Source organism: Cognatiyoonia sp. IB215182, from assembly GCF_033963905.1.
Lineage (GTDB): Bacteria > Pseudomonadota > Alphaproteobacteria > Rhodobacterales > Rhodobacteraceae > Yoonia.
On the sequence record NZ_JAXBMB010000005.1, the window covers coordinates 201,607 to 217,332 of the forward strand.

A 15,726-nucleotide genomic window follows, 5' to 3' on the forward strand; every position below is an offset into this window, starting at 1 on the left:
CAAGGTTCGGCCCAGCCAGAACTTGTCGTCCGGCCAGTGGCGCCCGACGATACGAAGTCACATCACCGCGAAAGGATGATCGTCGAGAGCCAAACAAAATAGCCCGGATCAACAACCCTCTTTCGGGGCGTCAAAGCGTTGTAATCCAGTTCGTATTCGAAACTACGTCTACAACAACACTCACTAACAATTTGAACCTAATTGACACCACGTGAACCTGCGTTGAACAGTTGGTTAAGAAGTGGTTAAGATCATCATTTTTCACGAAAAACCCCGCCGATCTGGCGGGGTTTCGCGCGTTTTCTTACTGTCGCTCGCTTAGGCGACTGACCACCGCTCAGCCATGCGGGCGTTGTCCATCTGCCAGAGGTTTCCAACAGTTTCCGGTGAAGCAATACGATTGTTCACGGCCTGGACATAGTTCGCAAACATCGGCACCAGAACGCCGCCATCATCACGCAGGATTTGCTGCATCTCGAAATACTGCTCGCGCCGCTTGTCGGTGTCGAGTTCGGCGCGCGCGGTCAGCAGCAGCTCTTGGAAGCGGGCAGAGTCGTTGCTGTCCCATTGGCTATCGTTCCATGGAACGCCAGCCTCATAGGCAGTTGAGAACATCCAATCCTCGGTCGCGCGGCCTGACCAGTACACGGCCGAGAACGGCTTGTTCAGCCAGACATTGGACCAATAGCCATCAGCGGGTTCTTGCACCACATTCAGGTTGATGCCCCCAGCCGCAGCCGACGCCTGGAACAATTGCGCGGCATCCACAGCACCCTCAAACGCAGCGCTGGACGCGCTGATGTCGATGTTCAGGCTATCGAGGCCCGCTTGCTGCAGATAGAACTTTGCCTGATCTGGGTCGTATTCCAGCTGCTCCATTTCCGCATGGAAGAACTGGTTGGCAGGTCCGATAGGGGTATCGTTCCCGACCATCCCGTGGCCAAGCAGGATTTTGTCCACCATTTCCTGGCGGTTGATACCGTATTTCAGCGCACGGCGGACATTCACATCGTTGAACGGCGCAGTATCTGTCAGCATCGCGAATGTATAATGCTGGTTACCGGTGACTTCCTGAATGCGGAGTTGCGGGTTCGCTCTCAGCAACGCCTCAGTTTTGAAGTCGATCCGGTTGATCGTATCAACCTGACCGGTCATCAGCGCGTTCATCCGAGCAGTGTTGTCATTGATGGCGATGTATTCGACCTCATCAAAGAAACCAGCTTCGTCACCCTTGTAGTGATCGGGGTAGCGGGTCGCGACCATGCGCACGCCGGGGTCGAAGGATTGGACTTGGTAAAGACCGGTGCCAATCCCGTTTGCGATCGCCTCGTCGATCTGGCCCGCAGGGAAGATCAACAGGTGATAGTCGGACATCAGGTAAGGGAAGTCCGCGTTCCCCGAGGCCAATGTGAACTGCACCTGGAAGTCGGTGATCTTCTTCATTTCGCTAATTGACGCGACAATTGGCTGTGCTGCCGACTTTGCGCCTTCGGCCACGTGCATCTGCAGCGATTCAATGACGTCATCAGCGCCGAACGACTTCCCGTTGTGGAACGTCACGCCCTGACGCAGGTTGAATGTCCAGGTTTTGGCATCGGCAGAGGCCTCCCAGCTTTCGGCCAATTCACCTTTGAGCGATCCATCAGCAGCGACTTCGGTCAGGCAGTCAAAAACCGTGCCGTGAGCCGAGGCGATCATGAAAAGGTCAGAATGGGTGCGCCCATCCCAACTGTCGGATGTGTTCGCGCCACCCAGACCGGCTGTCAGTTTGCCCCCGCGTGTCTGGGCGCGCAGCTTCATGCCTGAAAGGCTCAGTACGCCAGCAGCAGCACCCGTCTTCAACAGACCGCGTCTACTAATTCCATTCATCTTGTCGTTCTCCCTGTTGGTTTTGCGGGGTGTCCCAACACCCGCTTAACTTTCACCAAGTCTGGTGATTCTGGTTACATCTTATCAGTTGCCGCATCGCCGATGTTATCAACTCCGCGTTCCGCCAGCAGATTGGTCAGCCAATCTGGGTCCATTTCCGGCACCGATGACAAAAGCAGATCGGTGTAGGCATGATGGGGCGGCGTGAACATCTCGGCCTTTTCGCCCTGTTCCACAACGCGGCCATCCTTCATCACCACAACCTCGTCCGCGATGGCTTTGACCGTGGCCAGATCGTGCGTAATAAACATATAGGTCAGCGACAGCTCATCCTGTAGACGGGCCAGAAGACGCAGGATGCCTTCGGCGACAAGCTGATCCAGGGCCGAGGTGACCTCATCACAGATGATGAATTTCGGCTCAGCCGCAAGGGCACGCGCGATCCCAATGCGCTGCTTTTGGCCACCAGAGAGTTCTGATGGCAGTCGGTGGTAGTATTTCGACGGCTCCAGTTCGATCTGATCAAGAAGCGCGTCGACCTTCTTGCGCCGTGCGGCCCCGGTCAGACCCAGGTAAAACTGAACAGGCCGGGCGATGATCTGGCCAATCGACATGCGCGGGTTCAGCGCTGTGTCGGCCATCTGATAGATCATCTGCACCTGGCGCAGCTGATCCTTGGTCCGTTTGCGATAATCGGGCGGCAGCACATCGCCATCCAGCAGGATCTGCCCGGATTTGGGCGGCAAAAGCCCCGTGATGCAACGGGCCGTGGTCGATTTGCCCGATCCGCTTTCGCCCACAACGGCAACGGTGCGGCCCGCATGCAAGTCAAAACTGACATCGTGCAGCACGGGTATCTTGCCGTAGGCCGCATCAACATTCTGGACGCTGACAACCGGCACAGCACCGGTCTGAACCGCCGGTTTGCGAGGGCGTTCAAAACTGCGCACGGCCCACAGCGACTTGGTGTACTCTTGTGTGGGGGCCGCCAGCATGGTGCGGGTATCGGCGGTTTCGACCTCATCGCCTTTCAGCAAGACTTTGATGCGGTCCGCCATCTGCGCGACGACCGCCAGATCATGCGTGATATAGATCGCGGCCGTGTCAAACTGCTCCACAATATCCCTGATCGAGGCCAGAACCTCGATCTGTGTGGTCACGTCCAATGCCGTTGTCGGTTCATCAAAGATGATCAGGTCCGGGCGGCACGACATCGCCATCGCGGTCATGCAGCGCTGCAATTGCCCGCCCGAGACCTGGTGCGGATAGCGGAACCCGATCTCGTCAGGGTTTGGTAGGCGGAGTTTGCGATAAAGCTCTATCCCATCCTCAGCGCTTTCGCTGCGCTGCATCACGCCATGCTGCACCGGGCCCTCGACATGCTGGTCAATCAGCTTGTGCGCAGGGTTGAAGCTCGCCGCCGCAGATTGCGCCACATAGGCGATCCGTTTGCCCAACAAGGCGCGTTTGGTGGCGGCAGAGGCCGTCAGCAGGTCAATGCCATCAAACTCCACACTACCGCCACTGATCCGCACGCCGTCGCGGGTATAACCCATGGCGGCAAGGCCCAATGTCGACTTTCCCGCACCGGATTCGCCGATGAGCCCCAAAACCTCACCGCGTGCGAGCGTCAAATCAACACCATTGATAATCGGCATCCAGGTCTCATCGCTGCGCCCTTCCAGCTTGATGTCCCGGATTTTGACAAGAGGTGCGTCGCTCATTCCTTCAACCCCGATGAGCGGTAGAGCATCCAGTCCACCACGAAGTTCACCGCCACCGTCAGCAGGGCAATCGCCCCTGCCGCCAGCAATGGAGCGGTTGCCGCCAATGGTGCAAAGGCCGCGAAATTCACGAATCCACCCAGATCACGCACCATCGTGCCCCAATCGGCCAAGGGCGGCTGAATGCCCACGCCGAGGAATGACAAAGCGGCAATCGTCAGGAACACGAAGCAGAAGCGCAGGCCAAATTCGGCGAGGAGCGGTGCCGTCGCATTCGGCAGGATTTCCTTGAACATCAGGTATCCCAGCCCCTCACCGCGCAACTTCGCCGCCTCGATATAATCCATCACCACGATGTTTTGCCCCACTGCACGCGACAAGCGGTAGACACGTGTGCTGTCGATGACTGCAATGATGACGACCATGAAAACGGTCAGGGGAATGCCCAGTTCGGGCGCCCAGACGCTTGCGATCGTCATCAAAAGCAGTGCGAAGATCAGCGACGGGATCGCCATCAGCACATCGACCATCCGCGACAGAACTTGATCCAGCCAGCCGCCCAGCGTTGCCGCCAGAAAACCAAATGTGCCACCCAAAAGGAACGCCAGAACCGTCGTGGCAAAGGCGATGCCAACGGTGTTTTGCGCACCATAGATCAGGCGGCTCAGAATATCGCGCCCAATCTGGTCGGTGCCCAGCGGGAAATCGGGATTGCCACCCATGGCAGGATCGCCGCCGGGCACGATATTGGCAGCCACGCCGGGAATGATCTGCTCTTGCCCGTAAGGCGCAATGGCGCCGGCAAAGATCGCAAGCACTGCGTAGATCAAGATAACCAGCACGCCAAAGGAGGCCGTCAGCGGCATAGATCGAAACATCTTCTTGCTGCCTGCTGTCCCTACGTTGCGACCAAGCAGGCGGAAAAGCCATGCAGCAATCGCAAAAAGGATGAACCCTTCAATTGCCACGCGAAGAAAGAAGAACTTGTTGGCGACCTGTGGATCGGGACTGCGCCCTTGGACATAGGCCCAGATCAGCCAAGCGAGGACGGCAACACCCAGAATGTAGCCATAAGCCACGCCAAAAGACATGTCCCGGAATGCGGGCGCATTGCCGGTGACCGTTTGACCTGCAAACCGAAAACCCCATGCCAGCACGGCCATCCCGACAAGGGTTGCGGCAAACCAGATCATTTCGGATGCCTCAGACGCGGGTTCGACAAGATCGACATGATGTCGGCTGTGAGATTGAGCAGGATAAAGGCCGTCGCAAAGATCAGGCAGCAGGCTTGCACAACAGGTATGTCGCGGATCTTGACGCTATCCACGAAAAGCTGCCCGATGCCGGGATAGACGAACACAACTTCTACCACGACCACACCCGTGATCAGATAGGCGAGGTTCAGGGCAATCACATTGATGATCGGCGCCAGAGCATTTGGGAAGGCATGTTTGACGATCACCCGCATGGGTGACAGGCCTTTCAGCCGTGCCATCTCAATATAAGGCGACGCGAGCAGGTTTATGATCGCCGCCCGCGTCATCCGCATCATATGCGCCGTCACCACAAGGGTCAGGGTCAAGGCCGGCAACATCGATGCGATCAGTCGGTCACTGAATGCCATCCCCTCAAAGATATTCGACAGCGATGGCAGGATCGGGTTCAGCACCGCAAGAAACAGGATGAGAATGTAAGCCAGAAAGAATTCGGGACTCGAGATCGACGATAGCGTGAAGATGTTCGTCGCGCGATCAAAGACCGTGTTGCGATAAAGTGCTGCCAGAATGCCAAGAAAGATCGAGAACGGCACTGCGATGGCCGCCGTGACAAGGGCCAGAAACATGGTGTTCGCAAAGCGGGGCGCAATCTGTTCCGCCACCGTTGTCGCACCCGACGTCGTCCCACTGAAATTTGCGAAATTCGCCTGCGCAAAACTTGACCCGAAATCGCCACGCAATATGCCACCCAGCCAATCGAAATATCGGACAACCATCGGCTGATCGAGGCCCAGATCACGTTCAATGGCGGCGACTGCTTCAGGTGTCGCACCCTGACCCAAAATCGCTTGTGCAAAATTGCCGGGAAGCAAGTTAACCGCCACAAAGATGACAACCGAGACGATTAGCAAAGTCAGCGCGCCCAACGCGATGCGCTGGAAAATAATCGTTAGGACATTGCCCAAGTTGACGTTTCCCCGTTAGTGCCGTGAACTTTAACGGTAGATTTTCACCTGTAAACCCTAAAGGCCCAGCTTGGCCCTTTGCGCACCCATCATATCCATCGTGCGCACAAGTTCGGCACTGATCCCCGGTTCCGACAACGCGTGACCGGCACGACCGATCAGCGTCAGCCGGGATCGTGGCCATTTCTTGGACAGGTTATGCGCCGAAATCGGCGGGCAAATCATGTCGTAACGGCCCTGAACAATAACGCCCGGAACGTTGGCAATGCGGGTCATCCGGTCGGGGTGCAGGATTTGCTGCCCCTCATCCAAAAAGCCCTGATGATGGAAATAGTGGTTTTCAAGCCGGGCAAAGGCCCGGGCATAGTCAGCGGGGCTTTCGCCAGTCACGCCGTCACTGTCGATAGAGGCAAGTGCATTTTCCCAGGATGCCCAGGCACGGGCGTAGCGTGTCTCTATCGGGATATCCCCCGAAAACAGCCGCCGGTGATAGGCAGCAATCAGATCGTACTGCTCATCAGCAGGGATCAGATCGACAAAGCGCGCCCAAAGCTCGGGCCAGAACTTGCCCGCACCGCCGCCATAGAACCAATCAAGCTCTGGCTTTGTCATCAGGAACACGCCGCGCAGTGTGAGTGCCGCAGCACGATCAGGATGCGTTTGCGCGTAGATCAGCGCCAGCGTCGCACCCCATGACCCGCCAAAAATGATCCACCGGTCGATACCCAGTGTTTCGCGGATCTGTTCGATGTCCGAGACAAGATGCCAGGTCGTGTTCGCCTCGACGCTCGCATGGGGCCGTGACCGTCCGCAGCCGCGTTGGTCAAAGAGCACGATGCGAAACATATCGGGGTCAAAGTATCGGCGCATCGCCGGGCTGCAGCCACCGCCCGGACCGCCATGCAGCACTACAACCGGGACACCATCAGGGTTGCCGCATTGCTCGACATAAATGCGATGGCCATCGCCCACATCCAGCATCCACTGATCAAAGGGATCAATGGGCTGGTAAAGATGCGCATTGATGCGCTTTTGTCCTACGACTTTATCCATGCGCGGGTTATATCCTGTCTTGAAAGCAGAAACCATGATTGCTGCACAGATCGGGGCCAATAAATGTCATCCACGACCGTCGATACATCCGAAATTGCCAAGTTTGAGGCAATGGCGGCCGAATGGTGGGACCTCAACGGGAAGTTCAAACCGCTGCACACGATGAACCCAGTGCGGCTCGACTACATCACCAGCCAGATTGCCGCTGAGTTTGGGCGCGATCTGACGAAGCCCCGGCCGTTCGAAAATCTACGCATCCTCGACATCGGTTGCGGCGGCGGACTCTTGTGCGAACCGATGGCACGGCTTGGTGCGACGATTGTCGGTGCTGACGCGGCCGAAGGAAATATCGAGGTGGCCAGAATTCATGCGGCGCAATCCAAGCTGGATGTCGACTACAGGCACACAACAGCCGAAGCGCTGGCAGAAGCCGGTGAAACGTTCGACGTGGTGCTGAACATGGAGGTGATCGAACATGTGGCTGACCCACAGGCCTTCCTGACAGCGTGTCAAAACCTCTTGAACCCCCGCGGTATCCACATTTGTTCAACCATCAACCGCACCGCCAAAAGCTTTGCAATGGCAATTGTGGGCGCTGAGCATGTGATGCGCTGGCTGCCGAAAGGAACCCATGACTGGCGCAAGTTTATCGCGCCCGATGAACTTGAAGCCATGTTGGAAAAAGCCGGGCTAACCCCGGTTGATCGACAAGGTTTTGTGTTCAGTCTTCCCAGCTTTTCCTGGTCTATCTCGGACAGTGATTTGTCGGTTAACTACGTGACAGCAGCAACAAAACCAGCTTGAGCCCACCAGCCGACACGGCTACCCCTAGGGAACCTGATACCTGCAGGCAATGCCGATATTGCCGCAGAGCCCACGAATGGACCTTCCTAGTGCTCAATCCAATTGCGGATGCAAAAAAACGGCTGAACGCGCATAGAAGAAAGCTGAGGCGGCGCAAACGTATTCTGAACGAAACCTATCTACAGTTCTCCAAGGCGGGCGTCACACCGCCCAAAGTGACGATTGAACCGTCCGCAGAACCGCCTGCACCAACCGATGTTGTCCTGGTCAGGAAACGAGCAGATCATATCGTCGCACTGGTTAACGAAAGTCACCGATGGGGCTATCTTGTTGAAGTAATAAACAAAATAGCTTGCTACTCTTACTGGTTCAATCAAACATCCTCCGACATCAAGCAGATTGTCGTGAACGCGTCAGACGGCAATCTTCCCACCGGGGCAGATTACAAGTTCAGTGTGAGCTCTGACAGACATACGCCCTTGCCAGACGTCTATTTCTTTCGTGATCGGGGTTATGCCGAAACAGATGCCTTCGCGGCTGAGCAAGCGCTTGATTGGGATGACCGGAGTGATGAGATCATCTGGCGCGGGCGCCCCAATGGCACCGGGGTCTTTTCGCTCGAACCAGAGCTGATCGACAATCCGGCCGTCAATCAACGCCTGCGCATGGCCATGAAAAGCCGCGAATTGGACATCGACTTTCGTTTCGTGGCCTGTCCCGACCACGATTATGGTCGGCTGATCGAAGACGCAGGCTATGTCGCCGATTTCATCCCCACCCATGATTGGAGCGGGATGAAATATGCCGTCGATATCGACGGGTTCACCAATGCATGGAACAACTTCATGCAGCGGTTGAAGCTCGGTTGCTGCGTGCTGAAGGTGGGCAGCCCCATGGGCTACTACCAATGGTATTACCACAAGCTCATCCCGTGGGAGCATTACGTGCCCATCCGTACAGACCTAGGCGACTTGGCCACACAGATCGATTGGGTCAAGACCAACCCCGACAAAGCGCGCGAGATCGCTGCAAACGGGCAAGCCGTGGCGCGCGCGCTCACATTCGAAAGCGAAACCCGCGTTGCCGCCGAAGCGATTGAAGCGCGCGAGGCGAGGCGATGAAAAACTGGTCGGGCAAATCGGTTCTGGTCGCTGGAGGTGCCGGGTTTATCGGACGGCACTTAGTGACCACGCTGCTTGAGGCCGGCGCAACGGTGCATGTCGTTGACAATTACGCCACTGGCGAAGAGGCGTCGATGAAGGCGCTCTGCGCCCGCTTTGTGAGCCATCTGACGACACAAACCGATGACATCAGTGAAAACCACGTGCTCCCCCCGACAGATGTCATCTTCAATCTCGCCAGTCCCGCGTCACCAAGGCATTATCAGGCGGACCCGATTGGCACGTGGAAGAGCAACGTGCTCGGCGCGTTCCACTTGCTGGACCACGCACAGAATTGCGGGGCCTCGTTTGTTCAGGCCTCAACGAGCGAGGTCTACGGCGATCCGCTACACCATCCTCAGGTCGAAACCGATTGGGGCAATGTCAATCCAGTGGGCCCGCGTGCCTGCTATGATGAAAGCAAGCGGGCCGCGGAAACGCTGCTGATGGATGCGTGGCGCACCGGGCAATCCGACATTCGGATCGCGCGCATCTTCAACACATACGGGACGGGCATGACCGCCGGTGATGGGCGCGCCATCCCCAACTTCATGTCTCAGGCCAAGGCCGGGCAACCGTTGACCATTTATGGCGACGGCAGTCAGACCCGTAGCTTGTGCTACGTCAGCGATACGGTCGATGCGCTGATGCGGATGGGTCTTATGGATGCCGCAAAAGGAGAGGTCATCAACGTTGGCAATCCGGTCGAGATGACGATCCTGCAAATCGCCGAAACCGTGAACGCGCATTTCGGGAGCCGCAGTAAGATCGTTTTCGAACCCCGCCCCGTTGACGACCCGACCCGCCGCTGCCCTGACATTGGTAAGGCCAAACGACTATTGGGCTGGTCGCCAATAGTCTCTTTCGCAGAGGGTTTGACGCGGATGGCCGAAGATGTTCGGCAACCCACCGAGGTGGAGCGCGTCGTCTTACCGTGAAGTCGGTCATGCTTTGCATGCGCGGCACTCGGCCAGAGGGGCCCAACATGCAGGATAAGTATGGCTTCACTGCCCATCATTTCTGCAACGCGCTGTAGGGACAGACATCGTCTTCGAACGGCACATGCCGACGGCGAAAGCTTGTATCTGCGACAGCCGCGGGGCTGCTGATCCGGTCCATCCGGAAATGCCGAAAATCCATCCGCGTCGGATCCCAGCCGACAAGGTACCACAATGGTGGCAGGATCAGCATGGCCTGCGGCTCTACCTCACGCCTCGTCTGGCGCCCTTTTGCGTCGCGATAGTCAAAGCATATCAACTGACGCCCGAGAAAGGCCTTTTCAAATGCAGGAAGCAGATTGGCGTCCATCTTTCCCATATCTGACAGGTCCTGCAATGGCGACAACTGGCCTATATGCAGGCAGTCAAGGAAGGCGCGCAGGTCTTTGACCTTATCCGCGGGCAGCGCCTTTTCGATCTTGGCCAATCCTGTATCTGCCAGCTCCGAGAACGGCAGGTTCCCCGCTGCCCGCATGGCAGCAACGCTAATAAGAAGCGCAAAGACCTCTGGCACAGAGAGTTTGGCCGTTGTTTGCATCGATTGCGGGTCAAGTTGCAGCCCACCGCCGCGACCAACATCCGAATGAATGACATAGCCTTCGTCACGCAGCGCGCTGATGTCGCGCAATACCGTTCGACGCGATGCACCAACTTCGTCAGCAAGAGCATCGATGGTCGATGTGCCATTTCGGCGGAGGGAGCGCACGATGGCGTCATGTCTCAGTCTTATGTTCATATCGCGACCCTAGCACAAATAGCGCCAAGATTTGGCACTATTTTGATCTACACCGATTCCAGCAACCACAAATTGAGGAGATTGCGACATGGAGCGGACAGCAGTGAACCCCTGGGACTGGTCGATCAAGCTGGGTTACAATCAGGCCGAGGTGCTTGACGGCGCGACGCGTCAGATCATCTGCGCGGGACAAACCGCCGTTGATGGTGAGGGCAACCCGCAACATCCAGGTGATATGCGTGCACAGATCAGCCTCGCGCTCGACAATCTGGAGGCCGTCCTAAAGGAAGCGCAATTGGATCTGAGCAATGTTATCAAGCTCGGTGTCTATGCCACCGACGTAGACGAGGCGCTCAAAAACTTCGATCTGATGGGAATGCGATTTGGCCCGCATCAGGTTGCGCCCCCAATGACGCTTTTGGGGGTCACGCGTCTTGCCGCGCCAGGTCTTCTGTTCGAAATCGAAGCCACAGCAGCAGCCTGAGAGAAAAAAGCGGCCATCGGAACAAGGCGTCGATGGCCGCACCAAGCTAGAGCGCCAGATCGGCCATCAATGCGTCCTTGTTGTAGTCGGCTTTGCCCGCCGTTCGCTTCACGCGGCCCTGCTCCATCACGGTGAATGTATCCGCGATCCGGTAAGCGAAATCAGCGTTCTGTTCGACCAGCACAATCGCCATTTGACCTTGATCACGCAGGGTTTTCAGCGCGTCGCCGATCTGTTGGATCACGTTGGGCTGAATCCCCTCAGTCGGCTCATCAAGCAGCAGCACCTTCGGCCGCGTGATTAGTGCGCGGGCGATGGCCAGTTGCTGTTGCTGGCCGCCTGACAGGTCGCCGCCGCGCCGCGATTGCATGTCGCGCAGCACCGGGAAGAGGTCAAAGACGTAGTCCGGGATGCGGTGATCGGTCTTCGGTAGGCAGGCAAAGCCGGTTTTGAGGTTTTCCAGCACGCTCATCATCGGAAAGACTTCCCGGCCCTGCGGTACATAGGCGATGCCCGCACGCGCGGCGTGATAGGCTGACGACAGCGCGACCGGCGACCCGCCTACATGCACCTCGCCTGCCGCCAAGGGGTGCCGGCCCGATATCGCCTTCAAAAGGCTTGTCTTGCCGACCCCATTGTTACCCATCACCGCGGTGATCTGCCCGACGGCAGCCGTGAGCGACACATCAAACAGGATCTGGCTTTGCCCGTATTTCAGATCGATATGCCGGGCCTCAAGCATGGCCGCGCCCCAGATAGACATCGATCACGGTCTGGTTTGACGTCACATGGTCCAGACTGCCCTCGGCCAGCACCGCGCCCTCATGCAGCACGGTCACCTTGCAATCGAGGCGACGGACAAATTCCATATCGTGCTCCACCACCACAACCGCGCGGGTCTTGGCCGCCTGTTTCAGGATATCGGTGGTCTTTTCACGCTCTTCGGGGGTCATGCCAGCCGCTGGTTCATCGACGAGCATCAAACGCGGTTCCTGCGCCAGCAACATTCCAATCTCCAACCATTGCTTTTGCCCGTGGCTCAGCTCACCCGCCACACGGGTCAGGCTGTCCGCAAGGCCAATCTGGTCAGCCACAGCCTCAATCCGTTCAGCGTTTCGGTTGGTTTTCTTGTGCATCAACACAGTAAATGGCCCACGCGGGTTTTTCAGCGCCATGGCAAGGTTCTGGCGCACAGTCTGCGCCTCAAACACCGTGGGCTTCTGGAACTTGCGCCCGATCCCCTCCATCGCGATCTGGCTTTCCGACATACCGAGGAGTGAGATGTTGCGATCCCCCCAGATGACTGTCCCCTCATCGGGCTTCGTCTTGCCGGTGACGATATCCATGAACGTCGTCTTGCCCGCACCGTTGGGCCCGATAATCGCGCGCAACTCGGTCGGGGCGAAGTTGATCGACAGGTTGTTGATCGCGCGAAACCCGTCAAACGACACCGAGACGCCGGAAACCTCCAACAGCATGCTCATGACGGCTTCCTGACGAGGTAATCAAAAAGGCCGCCAATGCCTTTGGGAAAGAAGAGCGTGACGGCGACGAAGGAAACGCCCAGCAACACCAGCCACCAATCCGTCCATTGGATCGTGTAGAAACCAAGGTTGATATCGGGCGCGCCACCCCCGGTGAACCAACTGGAGAGGAGCGAGACAAAGGCCGCCCCGATCACCGCACCATAAAGCCGCCCGCGCCCGCCGATGGCGACCCAGACGGCGAGGTAGATCGACGCGATGGGGGCGATTTCGCCCGGATTGATGATGCCCGCTTGTGGGTAGTAAAGGGCGCCGGCGATCCCGGCGACCACGGCTGTGGTGGTGAAAACGAAGAGCTTGTAGCTCTCCACATGATAGCCCAGAAACCGCACCCGCGCCTCGTTATCGCGGATACCTTTGATGACGCTGCCCATCTTGCCGGAGATGATCCAAGCAAAGAAGATATAGCCCGCGCCAAGGGCGATGGCGGAGGCAATAAAGAAGATGATTGATATCGTGGCCTGCGAGACGTCCTCGTAGCCAGGGATGTTCTGGAGGCCCGACAGGCCGTTATTGCCGCGAAGGCCGCTGTCGTTCTGGAAAAGGTATAGCGCCAATGCCAGGGTCATCGCCTGGGTCAGGATCGAAAGGTAGACGCCCGTGACCCGGCTGCGGAAGGCGAGCCAGCCGAAGACCAGCGCAAGCAGTCCCGGCACCAGCACGACGAAAAGAAGCTGCAGGAACAGGCTATCGGCAAAGGCCCAGATCGCCGGGAATTCGGAACTGCCGACGACGCCGAAAATCTGGTTGCCAATCGCATCCGATATCTCTTGAGGCGTGGGCGGGATTGCCTGCGCAGCAAGGCTTTCCAGCACGATAATCTCGGTGCGCGCATACATCAGCCACATGCCAATCGCATAGCCGCCGATGCCAAAGAAGGCGAAATGTCCAAGGCTGAGGATGCCGCAATAACCCCAGACGACATCCATCGCGATAGCCACAAGGCAGAGGCACAGCGTTTTGCCGAGCGTTTTGACGAAGGAGGTTGAGATCAGGCCGATGCCTGTGGCTTCCGACAGGATGGTCACCGCAATGGTGAAGAGCGCGAGGAGCGCGATGAACCACAGGACGGATGGGTTTTGGGCGAGAAAACTTCTATGCATTTGCGCCACCTTCGGCGTCGCCCCGCTGGAGGGGCGTTGCCCCTCCAGACCTCCCCGAGGTATTTGTGAACATGAGAAGATGCATGGGGTCAGTCCGCTGCCGCCCGACCTTTGAGGGCGACGATTCCTTTGGGCCGAAATTGGATGAAGAGAATGATGAAGAGGATCATATAGGTTTGCGCGGCAAGCGTGTTGGAAGGGTTCATCCACTCGATCCCCTTCTGCAGGAACCCGATCAGCGACGCGCCTGCCAGCGTGCCCCAGACATTGCCGACACCGCCAACGACGACCGTCATGAAGGATTGAACGATGTAATCGGCCCCCATCTCGGATGTGACCTTGGCATAAAGGCCAATCGCCACACCGGCGATGCCCGCGATGCCGGAGCCAAGGCCGAAGGTCAGCATGTTGATCCGATCCGGATTAATGCCCATCGAAGCGGCCATGCCGGGGTTCTGGGTGACGGCGCGCACTTCCAGCCCCAACCGGGTGCGTTTGAGAACGAAGAGGATCAGCGCGAGAAACATCAGCGCCATCACGAAGATCGCGATGCGGATATAGCTGATCGCGATGACATCGTTGATGACCAGCGCACCGTCCAGCCATTCAGGCGAGGTCAACGGGCGGGCCTGTGTGCCGAAGATATTCTTGGCCAATTGCTGCAGGGCGATGGAGATGCCGAAGGTGGCAAGCAAGGTTTCCAGCGGACGGTGATAGAGGTAGCGGATCACCAACCGCTCCATCGCGACACCCGCGCCAAAGGTGATGGCAAAGGCCAATGGCAGCGCGATGATGATGGAGATGGTATAATCGGGCACGAATTGCTGCACGACAAAGCCGGTATAGGCGCCCATCATGATGAACTCGCCATGGGCCATGTTGATGACGCCCATGACGCCGAAAGTGATGGCCAGCCCAATGGCGGCGAGAAAATAGATCGAGGCGAGCGAGAGGGCATCGAGGCCCAGATCGGCGGCCTGGCTCAGGCCGACACGCGTTTCAATCGCATCAAGTGCCGCGCGGGCAGCATCGGTCACGGCCGCATCAGGTTCGGTGTAGGATGTGAAAAAGACATGGGCGGCGACAGCGTCGATTTGCGCCTGTGGTTTCACCCGTTCCGGCACCAGACCATCCCGCGCCAGTGCATCATAGGCCAGTCCACGGGCCGCATCGGTATCGAGCGCGTGGATCGGTACACCGCCCACTTCGCCACCCGCGATATTCGCGATCAGAGCATCGCGGATATCGTCGTTTGAGACCAAGGGCGGGGCAAGGTCAGCAGCGACAAGCCGTGCATAGGCCTCGGCCTGCGTCAGGTCATCGCCAACCACCAGCACTTGGGCCACATTTCCGTCGTCGGGGAGCGTTTCGGCAACAGCATCTTCCGTCGCAAGGATCCGGTTGAGCACAGCACGGACATCGACGGAGAGGTCAGACGAGAGCGCGTCAATCGCCGCAACACGTTCCTCACTTGTATCCGCAAACAGCGCTGCAAGCATGCCTGCCAAACGGGTTTTGACCGCCTTCAGACCCGCATCCGGCTCACCTTCGATGGAGGCTCTCAGCGGCTCAAGCTGGCTCGCATCCATGCTGCGGGCAATGGCGTCCACGGCGGCCTGCCGTTTGGCGATATCCGGGTCAGAGAGTTGGAATTGCACTAGCGCATCGCCAATCGCGCGACGCACGCCGCCATTAGGGCGGGATTCGGTCAGGTCGTCTTCGGCGGCTTGCTCTTCGGCACCGGTATCAAGGTCGGCGATTGTGACCATATCGCCCTCGGCGATCACACGAAAGAACAGACCATCGCTGTCACGCTGCACAATCTCGCGGTCGCGCCAGGCCTCCAGAAACGGGACCACTTGCGGCAAACCACTGGCAACCAGATCGTCCAGCACCACACCGACGGACCGGCGACCAGGTTTCAGCACCTCTTCTGCGTGGGTTTGCAGGATGTCCTGCACGCTTTGCGCCTGAACCATCACAGGCAGCGTCAGCCACAGCGCAAGGGCCAGAAAAATCCGTCGGAACATGGGTTCTCTTGTGCCGGTCTGTCAGGCGTTTCGGTGCGG

General features: G+C 57.9%; 14 protein-coding genes. 4 read left to right on the forward strand and 10 right to left on the reverse strand.

What is annotated here, in order from left to right:
- Window positions 1-318: 318 nt before the first annotated feature.
- The 5 genes from SLH47_RS11790 to pip form a co-directional block, all read right to left on the reverse strand.
- Window positions 319-1,869, reverse strand: coding sequence for an ABC transporter substrate-binding protein (locus tag SLH47_RS11790; RefSeq protein ID WP_320239707.1), 1,551 nt, complete (start codon window positions 1,867-1,869; stop codon window positions 319-321).
- Between the two features lie 74 nt (window positions 1,870-1,943).
- Window positions 1,944-3,593: an ABC transporter ATP-binding protein gene (locus tag SLH47_RS11795; RefSeq protein ID WP_320239708.1), complete on the reverse strand. Its 1,650-nt coding sequence runs from the start codon at window positions 3,591-3,593 to the stop codon at window positions 1,944-1,946.
- Window positions 3,590-4,786, reverse strand: a complete 1,197-nt coding sequence (locus SLH47_RS11800) for an ABC transporter permease (RefSeq protein WP_320239709.1) — start codon at window positions 4,784-4,786, stop codon at window positions 3,590-3,592. The genes SLH47_RS11795 and SLH47_RS11800 overlap by 4 nt, the downstream gene beginning before the upstream one ends.
- Window positions 4,783-5,775, reverse strand: a complete 993-nt coding sequence (locus SLH47_RS11805) for an ABC transporter permease (RefSeq protein ID WP_320239710.1) — start codon at window positions 5,773-5,775, stop codon at window positions 4,783-4,785. Before SLH47_RS11805 ends, SLH47_RS11800 begins: the two co-directional genes overlap by 4 nt.
- 57 nt (window positions 5,776-5,832) lie before the next feature.
- On the reverse strand, window positions 5,833-6,828 hold the full coding sequence (gene pip, locus SLH47_RS11810) for a prolyl aminopeptidase (protein ID WP_320239711.1): 996 nt from the start codon (window positions 6,826-6,828) through the stop codon (window positions 5,833-5,835).
- Window positions 6,829-6,891: 63 nt separating this feature from the next.
- Here pip and ubiG point away from each other — a divergent pair, with 63 nt between their 5' ends.
- The 3 genes from ubiG (at window position 6,892) to SLH47_RS11825 (ending at window position 9,730) form a co-directional block, all read left to right on the forward strand.
- On the forward strand, window positions 6,892-7,632 hold the full coding sequence (gene ubiG / locus SLH47_RS11815; RefSeq protein WP_320239712.1) for a bifunctional 2-polyprenyl-6-hydroxyphenol methylase/3-demethylubiquinol 3-O-methyltransferase UbiG: 741 nt from the start codon (window positions 6,892-6,894) through the stop codon (window positions 7,630-7,632).
- A gap of 89 nt (window positions 7,633-7,721) precedes the next feature.
- A complete protein-coding gene (locus SLH47_RS11820) occupies window positions 7,722-8,753 on the forward strand; it encodes a glycosyl transferase family 90 (protein WP_320239713.1) in 1,032 nt (343 codons plus the stop codon).
- A complete protein-coding gene (locus SLH47_RS11825; protein ID WP_320239714.1) occupies window positions 8,750-9,730 on the forward strand; it encodes an NAD-dependent epimerase/dehydratase family protein in 981 nt (326 codons plus the stop codon). Before SLH47_RS11820 ends, SLH47_RS11825 begins: the two co-directional genes overlap by 4 nt.
- A gap of 76 nt (window positions 9,731-9,806) precedes the next feature.
- On the opposite strand, the gene SLH47_RS11830 is transcribed toward SLH47_RS11825, so the two are convergent.
- On the reverse strand, window positions 9,807-10,526 hold the full coding sequence (locus tag SLH47_RS11830; protein ID WP_320239715.1) for a helix-turn-helix transcriptional regulator: 720 nt from the start codon (window positions 10,524-10,526) through the stop codon (window positions 9,807-9,809).
- An 88-nt stretch (window positions 10,527-10,614) separates the two neighbouring features.
- Between SLH47_RS11830 and SLH47_RS11835 the strand changes: the two genes are divergently transcribed.
- Window positions 10,615-11,010 (forward strand): RidA family protein, encoded by a 396-nt coding sequence (locus tag SLH47_RS11835; protein WP_320239716.1) that lies wholly within the window; start codon window positions 10,615-10,617, stop codon window positions 11,008-11,010.
- A gap of 46 nt (window positions 11,011-11,056) precedes the next feature.
- On the opposite strand, the gene urtE is transcribed toward SLH47_RS11835, so the two are convergent.
- From urtE to urtB, 4 genes are all read right to left on the reverse strand, one after another.
- Entirely contained in the window at window positions 11,057-11,752 is a 696-nt protein-coding gene (gene urtE, locus SLH47_RS11840; RefSeq protein ID WP_320239944.1) for an urea ABC transporter ATP-binding subunit UrtE, read from the reverse strand.
- Window positions 11,745-12,494 carry an urea ABC transporter ATP-binding protein UrtD gene (gene urtD / locus SLH47_RS11845; RefSeq protein WP_320239717.1) on the reverse strand — a complete coding sequence of 250 codons (750 nt, stop codon included), beginning with the start codon at window positions 12,492-12,494 and terminating at the stop codon, window positions 11,745-11,747. Before urtD ends, urtE begins: the two co-directional genes overlap by 8 nt.
- A complete protein-coding gene (gene urtC / locus SLH47_RS11850; protein WP_320239718.1) occupies window positions 12,491-13,657 on the reverse strand; it encodes an urea ABC transporter permease subunit UrtC in 1,167 nt (388 codons plus the stop codon). Before urtC ends, urtD begins: the two co-directional genes overlap by 4 nt.
- Window positions 13,658-13,746: 89 nt before the next feature.
- Window positions 13,747-15,687, reverse strand: a complete 1,941-nt coding sequence (gene urtB / locus SLH47_RS11855) for an urea ABC transporter permease subunit UrtB (RefSeq protein ID WP_320239719.1) — start codon at window positions 15,685-15,687, stop codon at window positions 13,747-13,749.
- Window positions 15,688-15,726 lie beyond the last annotated feature (39 nt).